Origin of the sequence: Paenibacillus sp. OK076, assembly GCF_900110055.1 — a bacterium.
Taxonomy (GTDB): Bacteria; Bacillota; Bacilli; order Paenibacillales; family Paenibacillaceae; genus Paenibacillus.
This window is the reverse complement of record NZ_FOCH01000001.1, coordinates 3,185,517-3,200,939: the sequence shown is the minus strand read 5'-3', so window position 1 is coordinate 3,200,939 and position 15,423 is coordinate 3,185,517. Positions and strand designations below refer to the sequence as shown.

The following is a 15,423-nucleotide window of genomic DNA, read 5'->3' as shown; positions in this document are numbered from 1 at the left end:
TTTTCATTTTATCCATCTGCTATGGTGGAGAAGACAGTTAACATTGAAACCTGCATTAGTTTGTGCCCGTTATAATATTGATCACATCTCGCGGGGCATGTAAATTAGTTTTATGCATGAGAAAAGGAGAGGTAGCGCTACATGGAAAATGTATCAGAAGAAGAAAAATTGCTATCCATTCAAGCTTTCCAATCGACCATACGCAAATCCGAAAACGCCTTGACTAATTTGACTCAGAAAGGGAATAACACTACTTTATTAAATAAACGACTCAATGCCTTAAACATTGGTTTGGCAATGCTGGAAACGGTTTGGAATCAAGAAGCTCATCAGTACACCAAGGAAGAGTTAGCAGAAGCTCGAAATGTTCTGAATGGTTTATTCCCGTCACTTGAGAACAGTTATAGTAAGTCGAGAGCGGGCAGCCCTCAAAAGACGCTTTTAAGAAGAAGAATTAAAGCATTCGAATTAGCTGTTCAGGCCATGGATGATCATCTTGCGAATAAATAAAAAAAATCTTCTTTTGCACATGTCATCCCTGTAATCTGTCCACTTGTTCAATTCCAGTTTGCCGATGGTTCACTTCATTGTATAATGATTATTCGAGGTGATGAGGATGGCAAGATCCAAAGAATTTGAAGTTAATGAAGTATTAGATAAAGCAATACAATTGTTCTGGACCCAAGGATATGAGAAAACATCAATGCAAGATTTGGTTGGATATATGGGCATTCACCGCAGAAGTATCTATGATACATTCGGGGATAAGCATGCTCTCTTTATGAAAGCTCTTGAACGATATGAAACGAAGCAGACCAACAAAATGAGGTTTCTAATTGGTACCCAAAAACCAATCAAAGAGATTATTCGGGCATTGTTTGAGTCAACAATAAGAAATGAAGGACAACCTATAGGCTGTTTTCTTGTAAACTCAGGCGTGGAACTGGGCGTGTTGGATCCTGAAGTTGCATCCTTGGTTAATGAGAGTTACTTGCGAACAGAGGAATTCTTGAGAAACCTTATTCTGGAAGGCCAGCAAAAGGGTGAAATCAAGGCTGACGTTGACCCTGTAGTTATTTCTCATTATTTGATGAATGCATGGGTGGGGATACGTACGTTGGTTAAGACCACTACGGATCAGCAAAAGTTAAAAAATATTGTGGATATGACACTATCCGTTTTAGATTGAACGCGGAGTTCCAACATGGAAGGCAAAGAGGGCGTTGCCTCCATGGAGGCTGGTTTGTTTTAGTGATACAGGTTCTTGTCCAGTTACGTTATGGAGAACTTGTATCGCATGTCTGGCAAAACTCATAGTTCCCTGTTCCAACATCATGATATAGTCGTCAGAAAATAATTCTTTACTGTTCGTTCTAGAAATGCTATTCTAAATAGCAAGTTAGATCTAACTGTTTTTTTGTAATATTGAGAATGAACGTTCTAAAATGTTTTTTGAAAGCTTATCTATACTAAAATACATGTTGAGAAGGAGAAAATAGGATGAAGTATACAGTTATTACAGGTGCAAGTTCAGGAATTGGATATGAGACTGCATTGGCGTTTGCTGCACGAGGCAAAAATTTAATCTTGGTCGCTAGAAGATTGGACAAATTAGAAGAACTCAAATTAGCCATTCAGAAAATTGATGCTACAGTACATGTTATTGTGCATACAAGTGATCTATCGGATACAACTCAGGCATACACACTTTATAACACGCTGAAGGAATACCATATTGAGACTTGGATTAACAATGCGGGGCTCGGTGAAGGTTCTTTTGTAGCAGAACAGAATCTGGAGAAAGTTGAAACGATGCTGCGTGTGAACATAGAGTCCCTGACGATCCTTTCTACACTCTATGTGCGAGATTATGCAGACGTTGAGGGAACTCAGTTAATTAACGTTGCATCCGCACTTGGATATGCCATTGCTGTTGGAAGTGTTGCGTATTCGGCATCGAAATATTACGTTAGTGCTTTCACAGAAGGGCTTGCCAAAGAACTTGAAATAAAAGGTGCAAAACTAAAAGCAAAAGTACTGGCTCCAGCTATTACGGAAACGGAATTTGTGAAGAAATCATTAGATACAGAAGATTTTGATTACAAAGCTAACATGTCTAAATACCACACCGCCAAAGAAATGGCAGGCTTCATGTTAGATCTATATGATAATAACGAAGTCGTAGGGATTGTAGACCTGAACTACAATTTTAATCTGAGAAGCCCAATCTATCCAATCATAGGAGATTTGCATTAATATGCCATAATGGTGGTGAGCATAATGTAACGGAACCCTTCAGGGATTCAGCTTCCATTTATGAATGAAAATAATTGATAAATGACATCATAAAGAAGTAGTATAATTCTAATTTTCCAGAGGAGGTAATCTTTTATGGCTCGCCAGAAAAAAAGGCAGGAAGCTGCTTGGAAGTCACGAAAGCAAGAACAGCATCCTCATGGTAAAATCAAATCGCTTAAGCAATTATCAAGCGAATATGATGAGAAACATACTACGATTTAAACAAATGACTGCCTGTGAAGTTTGCGGGCAGTTGTCACTACAACTGCCGCACATATTACCATATAAAGTCGCTAATTTAGCGGCTATTTTTATTTTAATTTATAATCAATCCAACTTGTTCCCCACATAATGAAAAGATTGAATGTGTGTTTTAGACAGTTCGATCACATTATAGATAAACGCCTCCCGTGATTCACGAAATCCGCTTAATATCCAATTGTTCAATATTCCAAAAAAGCCGTACGCTGTATAGTACTTAAAATACTCCATGTTAACAGGCATATCGTTGATCGTCTCGAAAATAAACTGCTCCTCATAGATTTTCAGGATTGTCTGTGGGAAGCCAGTATGCAGACCTGGTAACGTGTCATCATATCGAATCAGTTCGAAGAAGTCTCGGTTCTCATAGACATAATCGACGATTTGAAAGGATTCCGGATTTAGCTTGGTGGTGTAGACCTTTTGACCGTGAGAATAAGGCTTGCCTACGGCGAACCTTAGACCCTCGAGCTTCGTATTCAACAATTCTTCAGCGAGCACGAATTTATCTTGATAGTGTAAATAAAATGTACTGCGATTGTAACACGCCTGATCAACGATATCTTTGACAGAGATGGCATGATAGCCTTTTTTCTTAATGAGCTGGATCAGAGCGGTTTTAAGATGCTCCTCGGTTCGATTGCGCTGTTGAGATTTCAAAAATTGTTCATCATTCATTCATAAAAACTCCTATTAAAATAGACATGAATTCACCAAGTGTCTATGTAGTCAACACATCACTGTATCTTAATGATTGGATTGTTACAATTTTAAGCATACAATTATATTTGTAAACATCATATAGCACATATGCGAATAGGTGCTATTCAAAATAGTATACTGGAGGAATAAGTCATGGGCAAACTTCAAGACAAAGTAGCAGTTATTACGGGAGGGGCATCCGGAATCGGCGCAGCGACAGCACGCTTATTCGTTTCCGAAGGAGCAAAAGTGGTCTTGGTAGACCTGAATGAAGAAAAAGGAAAGGCGTTTGAGCAAGAACTGAAATCGCTTCAGGCTGACGCCCTTTTTATTAAAGCGAACATCACGAGTGAACAAGAGGTTACTGAGATCTTCAAAAAAACCGTTGAGGTTTTCGGTAAAGTGGACATCGTATTTAACAATGCAGGAATCGGGCGTGTTCATCCAACGCATGAGCTTGACTATGCTGAATGGCGCAATACGGTGAATGTAGATCTGGACGGTGTATTCTTGGTCGCGCGTGAATCGATCCGAGAAATGCTCAAAATTGGTGGAGGGACGATCGTCAACACGGCTTCCATGTACGGATGGGTTGGTTCACCTGGTTCGGCAGCCTACAATGCAGCAAAAGGTGGCGTTGTGAACCTGACTCGTTCGCTCGCGCTGGAGTATGCTGAGAAAAATATTCGGGTGAACGCACTTTGCCCAGGTTTCATCGATACACCGATTATTCCAGAAGAGAGCAAGCAGGCCCTTTCTGCGGCAACACCAATGAAGCGGCTTGGTCAAGCAGATGAAATGGCCAAAGCCGTACTGTTCCTAGCTAGCGACGATTCATCCTATATGACAGGAAATAGCCTGATCGTGGATGGAGGATACACAGCCCAATAAGAGGGTTAAATTTTCTCGAAAATCAATGGATTCGCATATGGATTAACAGATTGAAAGCCGCAAAATTGCGGCTTTTTTTCGTCCATATATTTGCAAAAATTGATACATATGCTATGTTTACAATGAAAGCGCCATCATGAGTAAACAGAGGAATCATTCTTTATCATATTTTAACATGGGAAGGAAGATGATAATGAAGATTTTGCTCAAAAAGACAGGCGTATTAATGCTGGCATTGACTCTGCTTCTTGGATTGATGACAGTACCCGTTCATGCAGATTCACCGCTTTTCACGATCGAAAGCGAAAACGCTTTACTTTCCTCTGATCTTCAAGTAACAACAGAAATTTACGGACAACCCAAGCCTGGATTTTCTGGAAGTGGATTTGTCTGGATGCAGAATTCCGGCACGATAACCTTCACTGTGACTGTCCCGGAAACGGGCATGTATGCAATTTCCACCCGATACATGCAGGAGCTAAGTGCTGACGGCCGACTTCAATATCTATCCGTTAATGGCGTTACCAAAGGCTCGTATATGCTGCCATACACAACAACTTGGTCTGATTTTAATTTTGGTTACCACAAGCTGAACCAGGGAAGTAACACGATACAGTTAAAGGCTGGTTGGGGATTCGCTTATTTTGACACCTTCACGGTGGATTATGCCCATCTTGATCCCCTGGATGTTCAGCCTGTCCTTACTGACTCCCAAGCCACACCGGAAACACAGCTTCTGATGAATTATTTAACGGAGGTTTATGGCAATCATATTATCTCTGGCCAGCAGGAGATATACGGTGGTGGAAACGATGGCAATACGGAGCTGGAGTTTGATTGGATTCATAATTTAACCGGGAAGTATCCAGCTATCCGAGGATTTGATTTTATGAACTATAATCCGCTCTACGGATGGGAAGACGGCACGACCGATCGAATGATCGATTGGGTGAATAACCGCAATGGAATTGCGACAGCTTCCTGGCATATCAACGTGCCCCGAAATTTCACAACCTACCAGCTTGGGGATCATGTGGATTGGAAGGAGGCTACGTATAAACCAACAGAAACGAATTTTAATACAGCTAACGCCGTAATTCCTGGTACAAAAGAATATCAATACGTAATGAGTACGATTGATGATCTGGCGGAACAACTGCTGATTCTGCAAGATAACAATGTGCCCGTTCTTTTCCGGCCTTATCATGAGGCGGAGGGCAACGGCGGTCTGAATGGGGAAGGCGCCTGGTTCTGGTGGGCTTCCGCAGGTGCAGATGTGTACAAACAGCTGTGGGATATGCTCTACACTGAACTTACAGAGACGTACGGTTTGCACAACTTGATTTGGACTTACAACAGCTACGTATATAACACTTCTCCTGCATGGTATCCTGGCGACGATCAGGTGGATATTGTCGGTTATGATAAATACAATACGATCTACAACCGCTATGACGGTTTGTCCGGCGTACCGAATGAGGATGCCATTACCTCGATCTTCTATCAACTGGTTGATTTAACGGACGGCAAGAAAATGGTGGCCATGACGGAGAATGACACCGTCCCAAGTGTACAGAATCTGACAGAGGAAAAATCGGGATGGCTCTACTTCTGCCCATGGTATGGCGAGCATCTCATGAGTTCAGCCTTTAATTATCCAGCAACTCTGAAAACGCTTTATCAAAGCGATTATGTCATTACGCTGGATGAACTGCCTAATTTGAAGGTTAACAATCCTACATCCAATGCGTCCCTCACACCTACAACCGTTGAATTTGACAAACACACGCCCAATCCAAGCGACAAGGCCATAACCGTGAACTTTAACGGTAATACGTTAACCGGTCTACGGATAGGTACCTCACCATTGACTGCAAATCAGGATTATACGTTAAGCGGAAGCTCGTTGCTGCTGAAAAAAGAATTTTTGGCCGGACTATCGGTCGGCGAACATTCCATCGTGTTTGATTTTAATCAAGGGCAGGATCCTGTATTAAAAGTTAAAATTGTCGATTCAACACCAAGCACAAGTGCTGTGATTTCGCCCGTGAATGCAGCATTTGATAAAGCAGCGAATCTAGCGCAGGATATTTCCTTAACGCTTACCTTAAACGGAAAACAGCTTACTAGCATAACGAATGGGAATTATACACTTGTATCGGGCCAGGATTATACGGCATCAAGCACTGCCATCGTTCTGCACAAATCCTATCTCTCCACGCTGCCGTTAAGTCAGAATACGATAACATTTCATTTTAACGGAGGAAATAACGCTGTTCTTACGGTAAACGTAGTGGACAGCAGTGTTACTGCACCCTCTGGGGCTTTGACAATCCAAGCCTTTAACGGCAATACAAGTACGTCTACCAACGGAATCTCACCTAAATTCAAAGTGGTCAATACCGGTAATTCGGCGATTCAGTTGAGTGATGTAAAACTCCGGTATTACTATACGATTGACGGGGAAGAAGCGCAGAGTTTCTGGTCTGACTGGGCCAGTATCGGAAGTGCAAATGTAACCAGCAAATTCGTTAAATTGGCAACACCAGTTGCCGGAGCGGATTATGCTTTGGAGGTTGGTTTTACGAGTGCTGCCGGAACGCTTAATGCCGGACAAAGCGCTGAAATTCAAGCACGTTTCTCCAAAAATAACTGGTCTAATTACAACCAGACTAACGATTATTCGTTTAAGGCATCTAGTACTCAGTTTGCAAACCATGAACAGGTTACCGGGTATATCAATGGTCAACTGGCTTGGGGAATTGAGCCGTAAGGATGCAAGCATAATAAAGGTTGGAGCTGGGATCATCCCTGCTCCAACCTTTTTGTGTTGAGATGGCCGAAAGCCGTGAGAAACGAATATAAAGAGGAGTATACAGAAGGAACATGTTATGATAGAGAGGATGCTAATTTTTCAGAAGGAGATCAAAATCAATGGTTGTAAAAAAATGGTTAGGTGCTTTACTTTTTATTCTGGCAACCCTCCTGTTTACAGGCTGCTCACTCGATACGGTTTCATTAAACGGCTCATCTCAAGAGAATGCAACTCTAACGCAATTTGATGAAGTAGCCAAGTATATTTCGGAGCATAATGAACTTCCGGAAAATTATATAACCAAGAAAGAAGCTAGAGAATTAGGATGGGAGCCTAGTAAAGGTAATTTGGAAAAAGTGGCTCCAGGCAAAAGCATTGGCGGTGACGTATTTCAAAATCGAGAAGGGCTGTTGCCCAAGAAAAAGGGAAGAACTTGGTACGAAGCAGATATTAACTATTCGGGAGGAACACGGGGGAGTGATCGGATTTTATATTCCAATGATGGATTAATCTATAAAACAACCGATCATTACCGTACGTTTGAGCAAATTGAATAGGGGAAGGGTGATCATATGAAAACAGTAGTCATCAATGGAAAGGACATTCATGGAAAAGAACAATTACATGACGTCCTTCAGACCAGTCTTGAATTAGGTCAAACGTATGGGCGGAATTTGGACGCATTATGGGATTGCCTGACTGGATTTGTCCCGATGCCACTTACCATTCAGTGGATTAATTTTGATGCAAGCCGAAATTTGCTTGGAGAGTACGCAGATCAGTTGCTGGACCTGATGCATGAAGCGGAAGAAGAGCTGGGAGGATTTACATTGGAATTAAGAGATTGAACAATTTCTGAATCGGATCATGGTTTGTGACGAATGAACACAACAAAAGCGTGATTGAAAAATGAAATTTTAAGCAATTAAGCAATTAAGCATTTAAGCATTTAACCATTTAACTTTTAAAAGTTAAATGGTTTTTTTTATTTGTTTAAGAAAATTTCACAGAAGCACTTGAAAAAGAACAAACCTGATCAAGGCTGCTCCAGCATTATTCTGAAGCAATTGGTAAATAATATAATTAAAACTAAGGGAGAATAACCGGCATGCATCGTAAGCAAAATTTAAAGATGAAAAAGGTTGATTTATCACATTTAGAACAATATAGTCAGCTGTTACGTTATGTATTTCAGGTTACTCATAATGATCTTCACAAACATGGCTGGAAAGAAAGCGAAATTCTCCATGAAAAGTCACCTGTCCTACAACAAGCAGATGTTCTTGGATGGTTCGATGGCGAAAAACTGATTTCTCAGGTATCCATATATCCATTTGAGGTTCGAATATTTAACCAAACATACGCTATGGGGGGGGTCACTGGTGTGGGGACTTTTCCGGAATATTCGGGTCAGGGCTTAATGAATAAACTGCTGCTGCAAGCTCTCACCAATATGCGTGCAAAGAAACAATCCATTTCGTACTTGTATCCTTATTCCATACCGTATTATCGCCGTAAGGGATGGGAGATCATTTCTGATAAAATCGTGTTTGAGGTTCAAGACTTCCAATTGCCCAAAAACAAACCTGTTCCTGGCGATGTGGCACGTGTAGAACCGGACAGCGAAGATGTGAAGGTGGCTTATGAACGCTTTTCAATGCAAACCCATGGAGCCATGCTGCGGAAAGAACTGGCGTGGAGTGAGTACTGGCGGTGGGATTCAGATGATTTAACTGCAGCTGTCTATTATGGTGAAGACGGACAACCGGATGGCTACATTTTATATTGGATTGAAGAAGAAGTGTTCCACGTCAAAGATATGATCTTCATTCACGAAGAAGCACGAAGTGGACTATGGAATTTCATTAGTGCGCATTTTTCAATGATATCTAAAGTGGTAGGCAATATTCATACCGATGAACAGCTTGCTTTTTTGCTGGAGGATGCGGATATTAAGGAAACCATTTCACCTTACTTTATGGCACGGATCGTGGACATTGAGCAATTTATTTCAAAATATCCGTTCAAACCCGCAGCGATGGATAGAGAGTGGACCTTTACTTTGCAAGATCCGTTGCTTGCATGGAATCAAGGCACATTTACTCTAAACATTGAACCGAATGGAAGCGGAAGAGTAATTCGGAGCCAAAATCGACGTAGTGAAGACAGCATAAATATCCAAACCATGACGACCATGTTGTTAGGCTATAAACGTCCTGAGTATTTGCATAAGATTGGCCGGATTAAATGTGATCCAGAAACGCTTGATTTGTTAGAAGATGCTATTGAGCAGCAGGCACCATACTTTTCGGATTACTTTTAATATTCAATGTAGTGATCGGCATCCCCTGATGAATGGTGAATTAGCTGTATCTAGTTCTACAATGTGGAGATCTGTGTTTAAAATTAAAACAACCAGTATCGATGTATCGATACTGGTTGTTTTTTTATTTCCAATCGATGATGTCAAATTATCAGACTGGATGTATTCATAAATCGTAGCCAGATCTATGCTTGTTTAAGAAGGTACAACCATCTCTGCGAGTGTATTCGACAATCTTTGTTTTGCTTGTTCCGATGCGGCAGTCAGCGGCAGACGCAGTTTTGCGGAGGCGATCAGCTGTTGCTGAGCAAGCCACCATTTGATCGAGGCTGGAGCAGGTTCTGCAAACACGTCACTAATTAGCGGCTGCAGCTGCTTAAAGCTGTCTCTTGACCCATTCACGTCACCAGATGCAAAGCGTTGATACACATCCACATACCGCTGGGTATGAATATTGGCAGAGGCCACCATCCCGCCTGCGGCACCTTGACACAGCATCGCATGCAAATACGCGTCCTCGCCGCAAAGTACAGGCTTCGTCTCATATTGGGTTAGCGCCAGCAGCAGATCCAAACCGCCAGTGCTGTCCTTCAAGCCAATAACCCCATCCAAATCTAAGACTTTTCTCATCGTATCCAAGGTCATGCGACTACCGGTTCGAGCCGGAATCTCATAGACTAGAATTGGCAATCCCGTCCGGGACGCGTTGGAAAAATGCTCTAGAATTCCTTCTTGCGTCGGTCTATTGTAATAAGGAGTGACCACCATAGCAGCATCTGCTCCTAATTCAGCGGCCATTTCGGTCCGATGAACCGTCGAATAGGTATCATTGGTTCCTGTTCCCACGACGAGGGGGATGGATTTGTTCAGACTTGTCAAAATCTCTTTCGTTACTTCCACCATCTGTTTTACTTCATCCCAGGAGACAGTTGGAGATTCTCCTGTCGTACCGTTTACAACCAGTCCCTGAATGTCGTGTTTGGCAAGATGAGTAACATATTTGCGATACGATTCAATGTCGAGCTTGCTGTCATCCGAAAAAGGGGCAATTACCGGTATATAAATTCCTTGAACATGTTGTTCATTCATCATAATCAACTACCTCTTCCCGTTATATTGAAACTAATGTAACATAGGAATCAGCATCACAGTTACCTATAACAAATGATCGTTGTCATCAATATTTTCGATGAGGTGAGCAAGTTGGATTTAATCTATCTTCAGACGTTTAGAGAGGTCGCCATTCGCGAGAGCTTCACCAGAGCTGCAGAAGTGCTGGGTTATGCACAATCCAGTGTGACTACGCAAATTCAGAAGCTGGAAAAAGCATATCAGGTCAAACTGTTTGAACGCTACAGCAATAACAAGATTCGTCTGACTTCTGCCGGGGAAGAGCTGTTCAAGCTTGCCGGACAGATGTTGGAATTGTTTGAGCAGTCCAAGGAAAAAATGGCGAAGCAGGGTGGCGGCTCCTTAACAATCGGTACGATGGACTCTATCGCTTCTTACTTTTTACCTCCATATATGCAAGCCACCCGTAAGGAATACCCGGAACTGAACATACGATTGCATACGAATCGTGAGGGGTTGATTTTGCATCAGGTTAGGGAGGGTGAAGCCGATATCGGGCTTATTCTCGCAGATGATTCGAGCGATCCGGCATTGCAGTGGATTACTATTCGCCAAGAACCGCTTTTGCTGATCGTGCATCCACAGCATCCGCTGATCGCCAAAACGCAGATTGAATTGAATGATCTAAAGGATATGGAATGGATCATGCCTGAAGATACCTGTAATTACAGGCAGCTGCTTGAAAGAGTGCTTCGCGCAAATTCAATTCCTTATCGAATCGGTCTGGAACTTGGCAATCCGGAAGCGATCAAAAGAAGTATTAAGTCAGGTGAGGGCATTTCGATTCTGCCGCAAATGGCTGTAATGGAGGAAATCGAGCGGGGGGAGCTGAAAGCCCTACCCCTTGAACATGCAGAGCTTCAACTTGAAATTCAGCTCGTTCTTCATCCGAAGAAATGGGTATCCAACGCACTGCACGATTTTATGGAAAGCTTGAAGAAGTAAAGCACTAACTATATGGACCCGGTTAAGAAAAGGAGGGATTATGTTGCAGCAGCTCTTTAACGCTCTGATTAAGCAGGATGTAAAGCCGTTTCTTTCCAATTACGGTTATACAAAGAAGGGTTTGAATTTCAGTAGAAAAGCAGAGGAGCTTATCTACATGTTCAATTTCCAAAAATCCTCTGGAAATTCGGCAGACAATGTCATGTTTTATGTGAACTGTGGCATTTATTCAGCGGAGTTGGCGCAAATCCAGTCGAAAGAGATTTTGACTGCACCCCATGAATCCGAGTGTCATTTCAGAGCAAGAATCGGGGAAATTGCCCGGGCCGTTCCGGATCGATTCGCTGTTACTCCCGATACAAATAGGGATGATTTAATAAAAATGCTGCTACCCGGGTTGGAAGATGTGATTCACTTATATGATACGATGACCAGTGCCAGATCCATTGTGGATTATTACATATCGGGCCCATTTTTGCATCTGGGTGAAGAGAGTTTTCATCTACTTCTGAAATCCGGGGATGTAACAGCCGCTAACCATTATTTGAAGGCTTTGCATGGAAAGTATGGAGCAGAACATCGATGGACCATATTTGAAAATAAATACAAGGCCATATTCGATACATATGGAGTGAAATTCGATATGTTATAAGCTTGGACATGAAGGACTGCATGGAATCATTTTTTTTAACGGAAAATAAACAAAACGAAAGCCCATTGACCGAACTGGTCAACGGGCTTTTTTGTACGATCTTTAACACTTGACGATGTTGAATGAAAGCGAAGCTTATTAATTACATTCCAGATCAAGATTTGGAGTTGGAATGATCTTTAGCATTAAGTGTAGCAATCAGTTTCTCGCCCTCAACGTCCAGATTTGGTAGAATGCGATCCAGCCATTTTGGAAGTGACCAAGCCTTGTCACCGAAAATAGCCATGATGGCAGGAACCAATCCCATCCGAATGATGAAAGCATCAATCAGAATGCCTACAGCTAATGTGAAACCAATCTGTTTGATCATGACGTCATCTGTGAAGATAAACCCAGCAAATACCGAAACCATGATCACCGCTGCGGCAACAACCACGCGACTTACCTGGTTATAACCATGAACAACAGACTCAGTTCCTCTATGACCGTGTACGTATGATTCCCGCATCGAGCTGACAAGGAAGACCTGATAGTCCATTGCCAAGCCATACAGGATACCTGTCACGATGATCGGCATAAAGCTCAGCAGCGGGCCACCGGTGTCGAAACCAAAGAGCGAATGGAGCCAGCCCCACTGGAATACAGCAGTAGTGATCCCGAACGTTGCCAGAATGCTAAGAAGGAAGCCGATCGTTGCTTTAATTGGAACAATAATCGAACGAAATACCAAAAGCAGGATGATCAGCGACAGCAGGATAATAATTCCCACATAGATCGGGAATAGCTGTGCCAATTTGGATGACATATCAATGTTAACGGCGGTGAGTCCGGTAACACCAATCTTAACGTCATTCATCTTTGCCACGCTTGATTCAGCAGATCGCAGCTCAGTCACCAGATCCTTGGTGATTTTATCGTTGGGACCCGTTTCAGGAATAAGACTAAAGATAGCCAGATCTTCTGTCATGCCTAGTGGTGTCACCTGTGCAACGTTATTTTGGCTTTGAAGTTCCTTCATGAGATTGCCCAAGAGTTCCGGAGTCACCTGAGCGGAAGAGTTATTAGGTTCTGCGACCAGAATAAGTGGTCCGTTAAATCCTTCTCCGAAGCCTTCGGATATGGCGTCATAACTTTGTCTTGCTGTGGTGTCCAGATTTGCTGAAGAAGCTCCCGGGATGCCCATTTCCATTTTTGTTATAGGTGTGGCCGCTGCCCCAAGAAGTACGACAATGGCAATAATTGTGATCCAACGATACTTGATAACGAATTTAACCCATCTGTGAGCGATCCCACGGTCAGCCGCTTTAGGATGTTTTGTGCTTTTCTCGCGTGCTTTAGGGGAACAGATGCGTTCACCCACCAATCCAAGTAAAGCGGGCAATAGAGTAAGGGCAACAAATACATTAATAAGAACGGTAGCTGCGGCAACTAAAGCCATCGTAGATAAGAATGTGAGACCGATGACAAGCATACCGCACAGTGCAATAATGACGGTTAATCCTGCAAAAAATACTGCGCTGCCCGAAGTTCCAATGGCTCTTGCTGTCGCCTCTTGTGCGCTCAAACGTTGATCAATAATCATTCGCCGCTGGCGATTGACAATGAATAGAGCATAATCGATTCCGACGGCCAGACCAACCATTAGAGCCAGAACGGAAGTGACACTTGGCATTTCTATAAACTTGGAGATTGAGAACGCTCCACCTACTCCAATGGCAACGCCGAGGAGTGCAGTGACCAGAGGCAGACCTGCCGCAACGACGGAACCCAGGGTGATTAGCAAAACAATAACAGCAATGATCAGTCCGATAATCTCTGCCGATCCGACACCGATCGCTACCGTTTTGAGCGTTTCGCCTGGTAGCACGGTGATGTTGGTTCCTTGCTGGGCAGTCATCACAGAGTCAATTACAGAATCAAATACATCTTGAGTAATTGCAGACTGCTCAATGGTGAACTGAAATTGGAACAGAGCAATTTTGCCGTCAGAAGAGAGAAGGACACCAGGTACAGGAACGCCATCCACCATAAGAGGACCATAGGGGGGAGGAGAGGCTGTAGTGGATTGCTGCATATTGGCAGCCTGAGCCATGTCGGCAGATGCACCCGAACTGCTAGCTTCAGCTGCATAATCCGCAGGATTAAGCACATCGTTCAATCCGTAAACTTCACTGACAGCTTTCATTATTGCAGTCAAACGTTCAGGTGTATCCAAACGCTCGCTGTCAGGTGCTTTGAACACAACACTTCCTTGGCCGCCGGAGGCCGCTGGTAATTCTTTAGCTAATTGATCCAAGACTTTCTGTGATTCAGTGCCTTCAATTTTCATTTCAGAACTGATATGAACACCATTGATACTGATCATAGAAACGACAATACCCAGAATCAATACCCAACCAATGATGAAATACCCGGGTTTGCGAAAAGCGGTTTTCCCCACTCTGTATAATAATGTAGACATATATCTATTTTACACTCCCTCTATGGTGAATATAAATTGCTTAGCTCATCAGAATCCTTTGCGCAAATAACTAAACATAGTTTCTAAAAACTCATCGAATGCTACCGCTTCAGTGCTTGGATGGTCATTCTTCTTTTGTCCCGGGAGCAGCACATTAAGTCTTCCGTCAATTAAAGGAAGAATGATCCCGTAAACTGCGTTTATAAGAAGATAAGTATATACCTCGTCATCATTTCCGTTAGACAAGTCTAACAATGTTTCTTGAGCTTTCGTCTGCATCTGGTGCACTACCCCGAGGAAATGCGGTTCCAAGACAGGATATTTTTGGGAAAGCAACAAAAGTTCACGCAATCTTCCTATGAGATCCGCTGTAAGCTGCATCTGGATGAGTTGATACAGAACGTCAAGCAATGAGGTATTTGGGGGAATCTGGGTGAGCAAATTCTCGAACTCAGTCGTGTTATGAACAGCTGTAGCTCCCCTCGCAACTGCTTCTTCCTTGCATGTGAAATAGTTTGCGAAAGTTCTTCTGGAGTAACCGGCTTTTTGCACGATATCTTCAACAACAAAGCCGTCCAGACCGTGTTCAAGTGCAAGTTCAAATGCTGCAATCGCTAGAGATTGCTCTGTCGCTTCTTTTTTTAAATGTCGCAAAGTTGGTTTGGTCATCATTTTCCGCTATGCGTACACCTCCAACATGGTTGTTACTTGGGGGAAGCAATCGTAATTTGTTGACTTCATTTTGGGTTCACACGACTCCTTTCTCAGGATCATCTTAACTTAAATTTGCCCTTTAGGCAAATTTGCTCAAAGGGAAATTTTGTGCCTGCACCATATACGTAAAAACGTCGACCTTTGTTCAGGTTGAAGGTCCTAGTTTCGAAATGTATTATGGAATGACAGAGCATTAAATCAGCGTGCTGCATCAAACAGGCTCGCTTATT

15 protein-coding genes are annotated in these 15,423 nt (G+C 42.7%); 11 read left to right on the top strand and 4 right to left on the bottom strand.

The window, feature by feature from the left end; all coding sequences use genetic code 11:
• Nucleotides 1–141 precede the first annotated feature (141 nt).
• The 4 genes from BMY78_RS14045 to BMY78_RS33305 all read left to right on the top strand — a co-directional run bounded on the left by BMY78_RS14045 (nucleotide 142) and on the right by BMY78_RS33305 (nucleotide 2,520).
• Nucleotides 142–510, top strand: a complete 369-nt coding sequence (locus tag BMY78_RS14045; RefSeq protein WP_090899609.1) for a hypothetical protein — start codon at nucleotides 142–144, stop codon at nucleotides 508–510.
• Between the two features lie 106 nt (nucleotides 511–616).
• Nucleotides 617–1,189, top strand: a complete 573-nt coding sequence (locus BMY78_RS14040; protein ID WP_090899606.1) for a TetR/AcrR family transcriptional regulator — start codon at nucleotides 617–619, stop codon at nucleotides 1,187–1,189.
• Nucleotides 1,190–1,500: 311 nt separating this feature from the next.
• The gene (locus BMY78_RS14035; protein WP_090899603.1) at nucleotides 1,501–2,256 is read left to right on the top strand and encodes an SDR family NAD(P)-dependent oxidoreductase; all 756 of its coding nucleotides are present in this window, start codon (nucleotides 1,501–1,503) and stop codon (nucleotides 2,254–2,256) included.
• A 135-nt stretch (nucleotides 2,257–2,391) separates the two neighbouring features.
• Entirely contained in the window at nucleotides 2,392–2,520 is a 129-nt protein-coding gene (locus BMY78_RS33305; RefSeq protein WP_240343196.1) for a DUF6254 family protein, read from the top strand.
• A 105-nt stretch (nucleotides 2,521–2,625) separates the two neighbouring features.
• On the opposite strand, the gene BMY78_RS14030 is transcribed toward BMY78_RS33305, so the two are convergent.
• Nucleotides 2,626–3,237, bottom strand: coding sequence for a TetR/AcrR family transcriptional regulator (locus tag BMY78_RS14030; protein ID WP_090899600.1), 612 nt, complete (start codon nucleotides 3,235–3,237; stop codon nucleotides 2,626–2,628).
• Between the two features lie 177 nt (nucleotides 3,238–3,414).
• Between BMY78_RS14030 and BMY78_RS14025 the strand changes: the two genes are divergently transcribed.
• The 5 genes from BMY78_RS14025 (at nucleotide 3,415) to eis (ending at nucleotide 9,290) form a co-directional block, all read left to right on the top strand.
• Nucleotides 3,415–4,152: an SDR family NAD(P)-dependent oxidoreductase gene (locus BMY78_RS14025; protein ID WP_090899597.1), complete on the top strand. Its 738-nt coding sequence runs from the start codon at nucleotides 3,415–3,417 to the stop codon at nucleotides 4,150–4,152.
• A gap of 193 nt (nucleotides 4,153–4,345) precedes the next feature.
• Nucleotides 4,346–6,925 carry a glycosyl hydrolase gene (locus BMY78_RS14020; RefSeq protein ID WP_090899594.1) on the top strand — a complete coding sequence of 860 codons (2,580 nt, stop codon included), beginning with the start codon at nucleotides 4,346–4,348 and terminating at the stop codon, nucleotides 6,923–6,925.
• A gap of 161 nt (nucleotides 6,926–7,086) precedes the next feature.
• On the top strand, nucleotides 7,087–7,524 hold the full coding sequence (locus BMY78_RS14015; protein WP_090899590.1) for a ribonuclease: 438 nt from the start codon (nucleotides 7,087–7,089) through the stop codon (nucleotides 7,522–7,524).
• A gap of 15 nt (nucleotides 7,525–7,539) precedes the next feature.
• On the top strand, nucleotides 7,540–7,815 hold the full coding sequence (locus tag BMY78_RS14010; protein WP_090899587.1) for a barstar family protein: 276 nt from the start codon (nucleotides 7,540–7,542) through the stop codon (nucleotides 7,813–7,815).
• Between the two features lie 260 nt (nucleotides 7,816–8,075).
• Nucleotides 8,076–9,290, top strand: coding sequence for a GNAT family N-acetyltransferase (gene eis / locus BMY78_RS14005; protein ID WP_090899585.1), 1,215 nt, complete (start codon nucleotides 8,076–8,078; stop codon nucleotides 9,288–9,290).
• A gap of 195 nt (nucleotides 9,291–9,485) precedes the next feature.
• Here the strand turns inward: eis and dapA are convergent, their stop codons facing one another.
• Nucleotides 9,486–10,382 (bottom strand): 4-hydroxy-tetrahydrodipicolinate synthase, encoded by an 897-nt coding sequence (dapA, locus tag BMY78_RS14000; protein WP_090899582.1) that lies wholly within the window; start codon nucleotides 10,380–10,382, stop codon nucleotides 9,486–9,488.
• 111 nt (nucleotides 10,383–10,493) lie between these two features.
• Here dapA and BMY78_RS13995 point away from each other — a divergent pair, with 111 nt between their 5' ends.
• The gene (locus tag BMY78_RS13995; protein ID WP_090902440.1) at nucleotides 10,494–11,366 is read left to right on the top strand and encodes a LysR family transcriptional regulator; all 873 of its coding nucleotides are present in this window, start codon (nucleotides 10,494–10,496) and stop codon (nucleotides 11,364–11,366) included.
• A 40-nt stretch (nucleotides 11,367–11,406) separates the two neighbouring features.
• Nucleotides 11,407–12,018: a DUF4304 domain-containing protein gene (locus BMY78_RS13990; RefSeq protein WP_090899578.1), complete on the top strand. Its 612-nt coding sequence runs from the start codon at nucleotides 11,407–11,409 to the stop codon at nucleotides 12,016–12,018.
• A 154-nt stretch (nucleotides 12,019–12,172) separates the two neighbouring features.
• Here BMY78_RS13990 and BMY78_RS13985 read toward each other — a convergent pair whose 3' ends face one another.
• Nucleotides 12,173–14,479 (bottom strand): MMPL family transporter, encoded by a 2,307-nt coding sequence (locus tag BMY78_RS13985; protein ID WP_090899575.1) that lies wholly within the window; start codon nucleotides 14,477–14,479, stop codon nucleotides 12,173–12,175.
• A 48-nt stretch (nucleotides 14,480–14,527) separates the two neighbouring features.
• Complete coding sequence (locus tag BMY78_RS13980) at nucleotides 14,528–15,151, bottom strand: TetR/AcrR family transcriptional regulator (protein ID WP_090899572.1); 624 nt, start codon at nucleotides 15,149–15,151, stop codon at nucleotides 14,528–14,530.
• Nucleotides 15,152–15,423: the final 272 nt, after the last annotated feature.

Coding starts and splice junctions, on each gene's coding strand:
- BMY78_RS33305 (WP_240343196.1), top strand. CDS start 2,392: ATGGCTCGCCAGAAAAAAAGGCAGGAAGCTGCTTGGAAGTCACGAAAG.
- BMY78_RS13980 (WP_090899572.1), bottom strand. CDS start 15,151: ATGATGACCAAACCAACTTTGCGACATTTAAAAAAAGAAGCGACAGAG.
- BMY78_RS13990 (WP_090899578.1), top strand. CDS start 11,407: ATGTTGCAGCAGCTCTTTAACGCTCTGATTAAGCAGGATGTAAAGCCG.
- BMY78_RS14040 (WP_090899606.1), top strand. CDS start 617: ATGGCAAGATCCAAAGAATTTGAAGTTAATGAAGTATTAGATAAAGCA.
- BMY78_RS14010 (WP_090899587.1), top strand. CDS start 7,540: ATGAAAACAGTAGTCATCAATGGAAAGGACATTCATGGAAAAGAACAA.
- BMY78_RS14020 (WP_090899594.1), top strand. CDS start 4,346: ATGAAGATTTTGCTCAAAAAGACAGGCGTATTAATGCTGGCATTGACT.
- BMY78_RS14015 (WP_090899590.1), top strand. CDS start 7,087: ATGGTTGTAAAAAAATGGTTAGGTGCTTTACTTTTTATTCTGGCAACC.
- dapA (WP_090899582.1), bottom strand. CDS start 10,382: ATGATGAATGAACAACATGTTCAAGGAATTTATATACCGGTAATTGCC.
- BMY78_RS14030 (WP_090899600.1), bottom strand. CDS start 3,237: ATGAATGATGAACAATTTTTGAAATCTCAACAGCGCAATCGAACCGAG.
- BMY78_RS14025 (WP_090899597.1), top strand. CDS start 3,415: ATGGGCAAACTTCAAGACAAAGTAGCAGTTATTACGGGAGGGGCATCC.
- eis (WP_090899585.1), top strand. CDS start 8,076: ATGCATCGTAAGCAAAATTTAAAGATGAAAAAGGTTGATTTATCACAT.
- BMY78_RS13985 (WP_090899575.1), bottom strand. CDS start 14,479: ATGTCTACATTATTATACAGAGTGGGGAAAACCGCTTTTCGCAAACCC.
- BMY78_RS14045 (WP_090899609.1), top strand. CDS start 142: ATGGAAAATGTATCAGAAGAAGAAAAATTGCTATCCATTCAAGCTTTC.
- BMY78_RS14035 (WP_090899603.1), top strand. CDS start 1,501: ATGAAGTATACAGTTATTACAGGTGCAAGTTCAGGAATTGGATATGAG.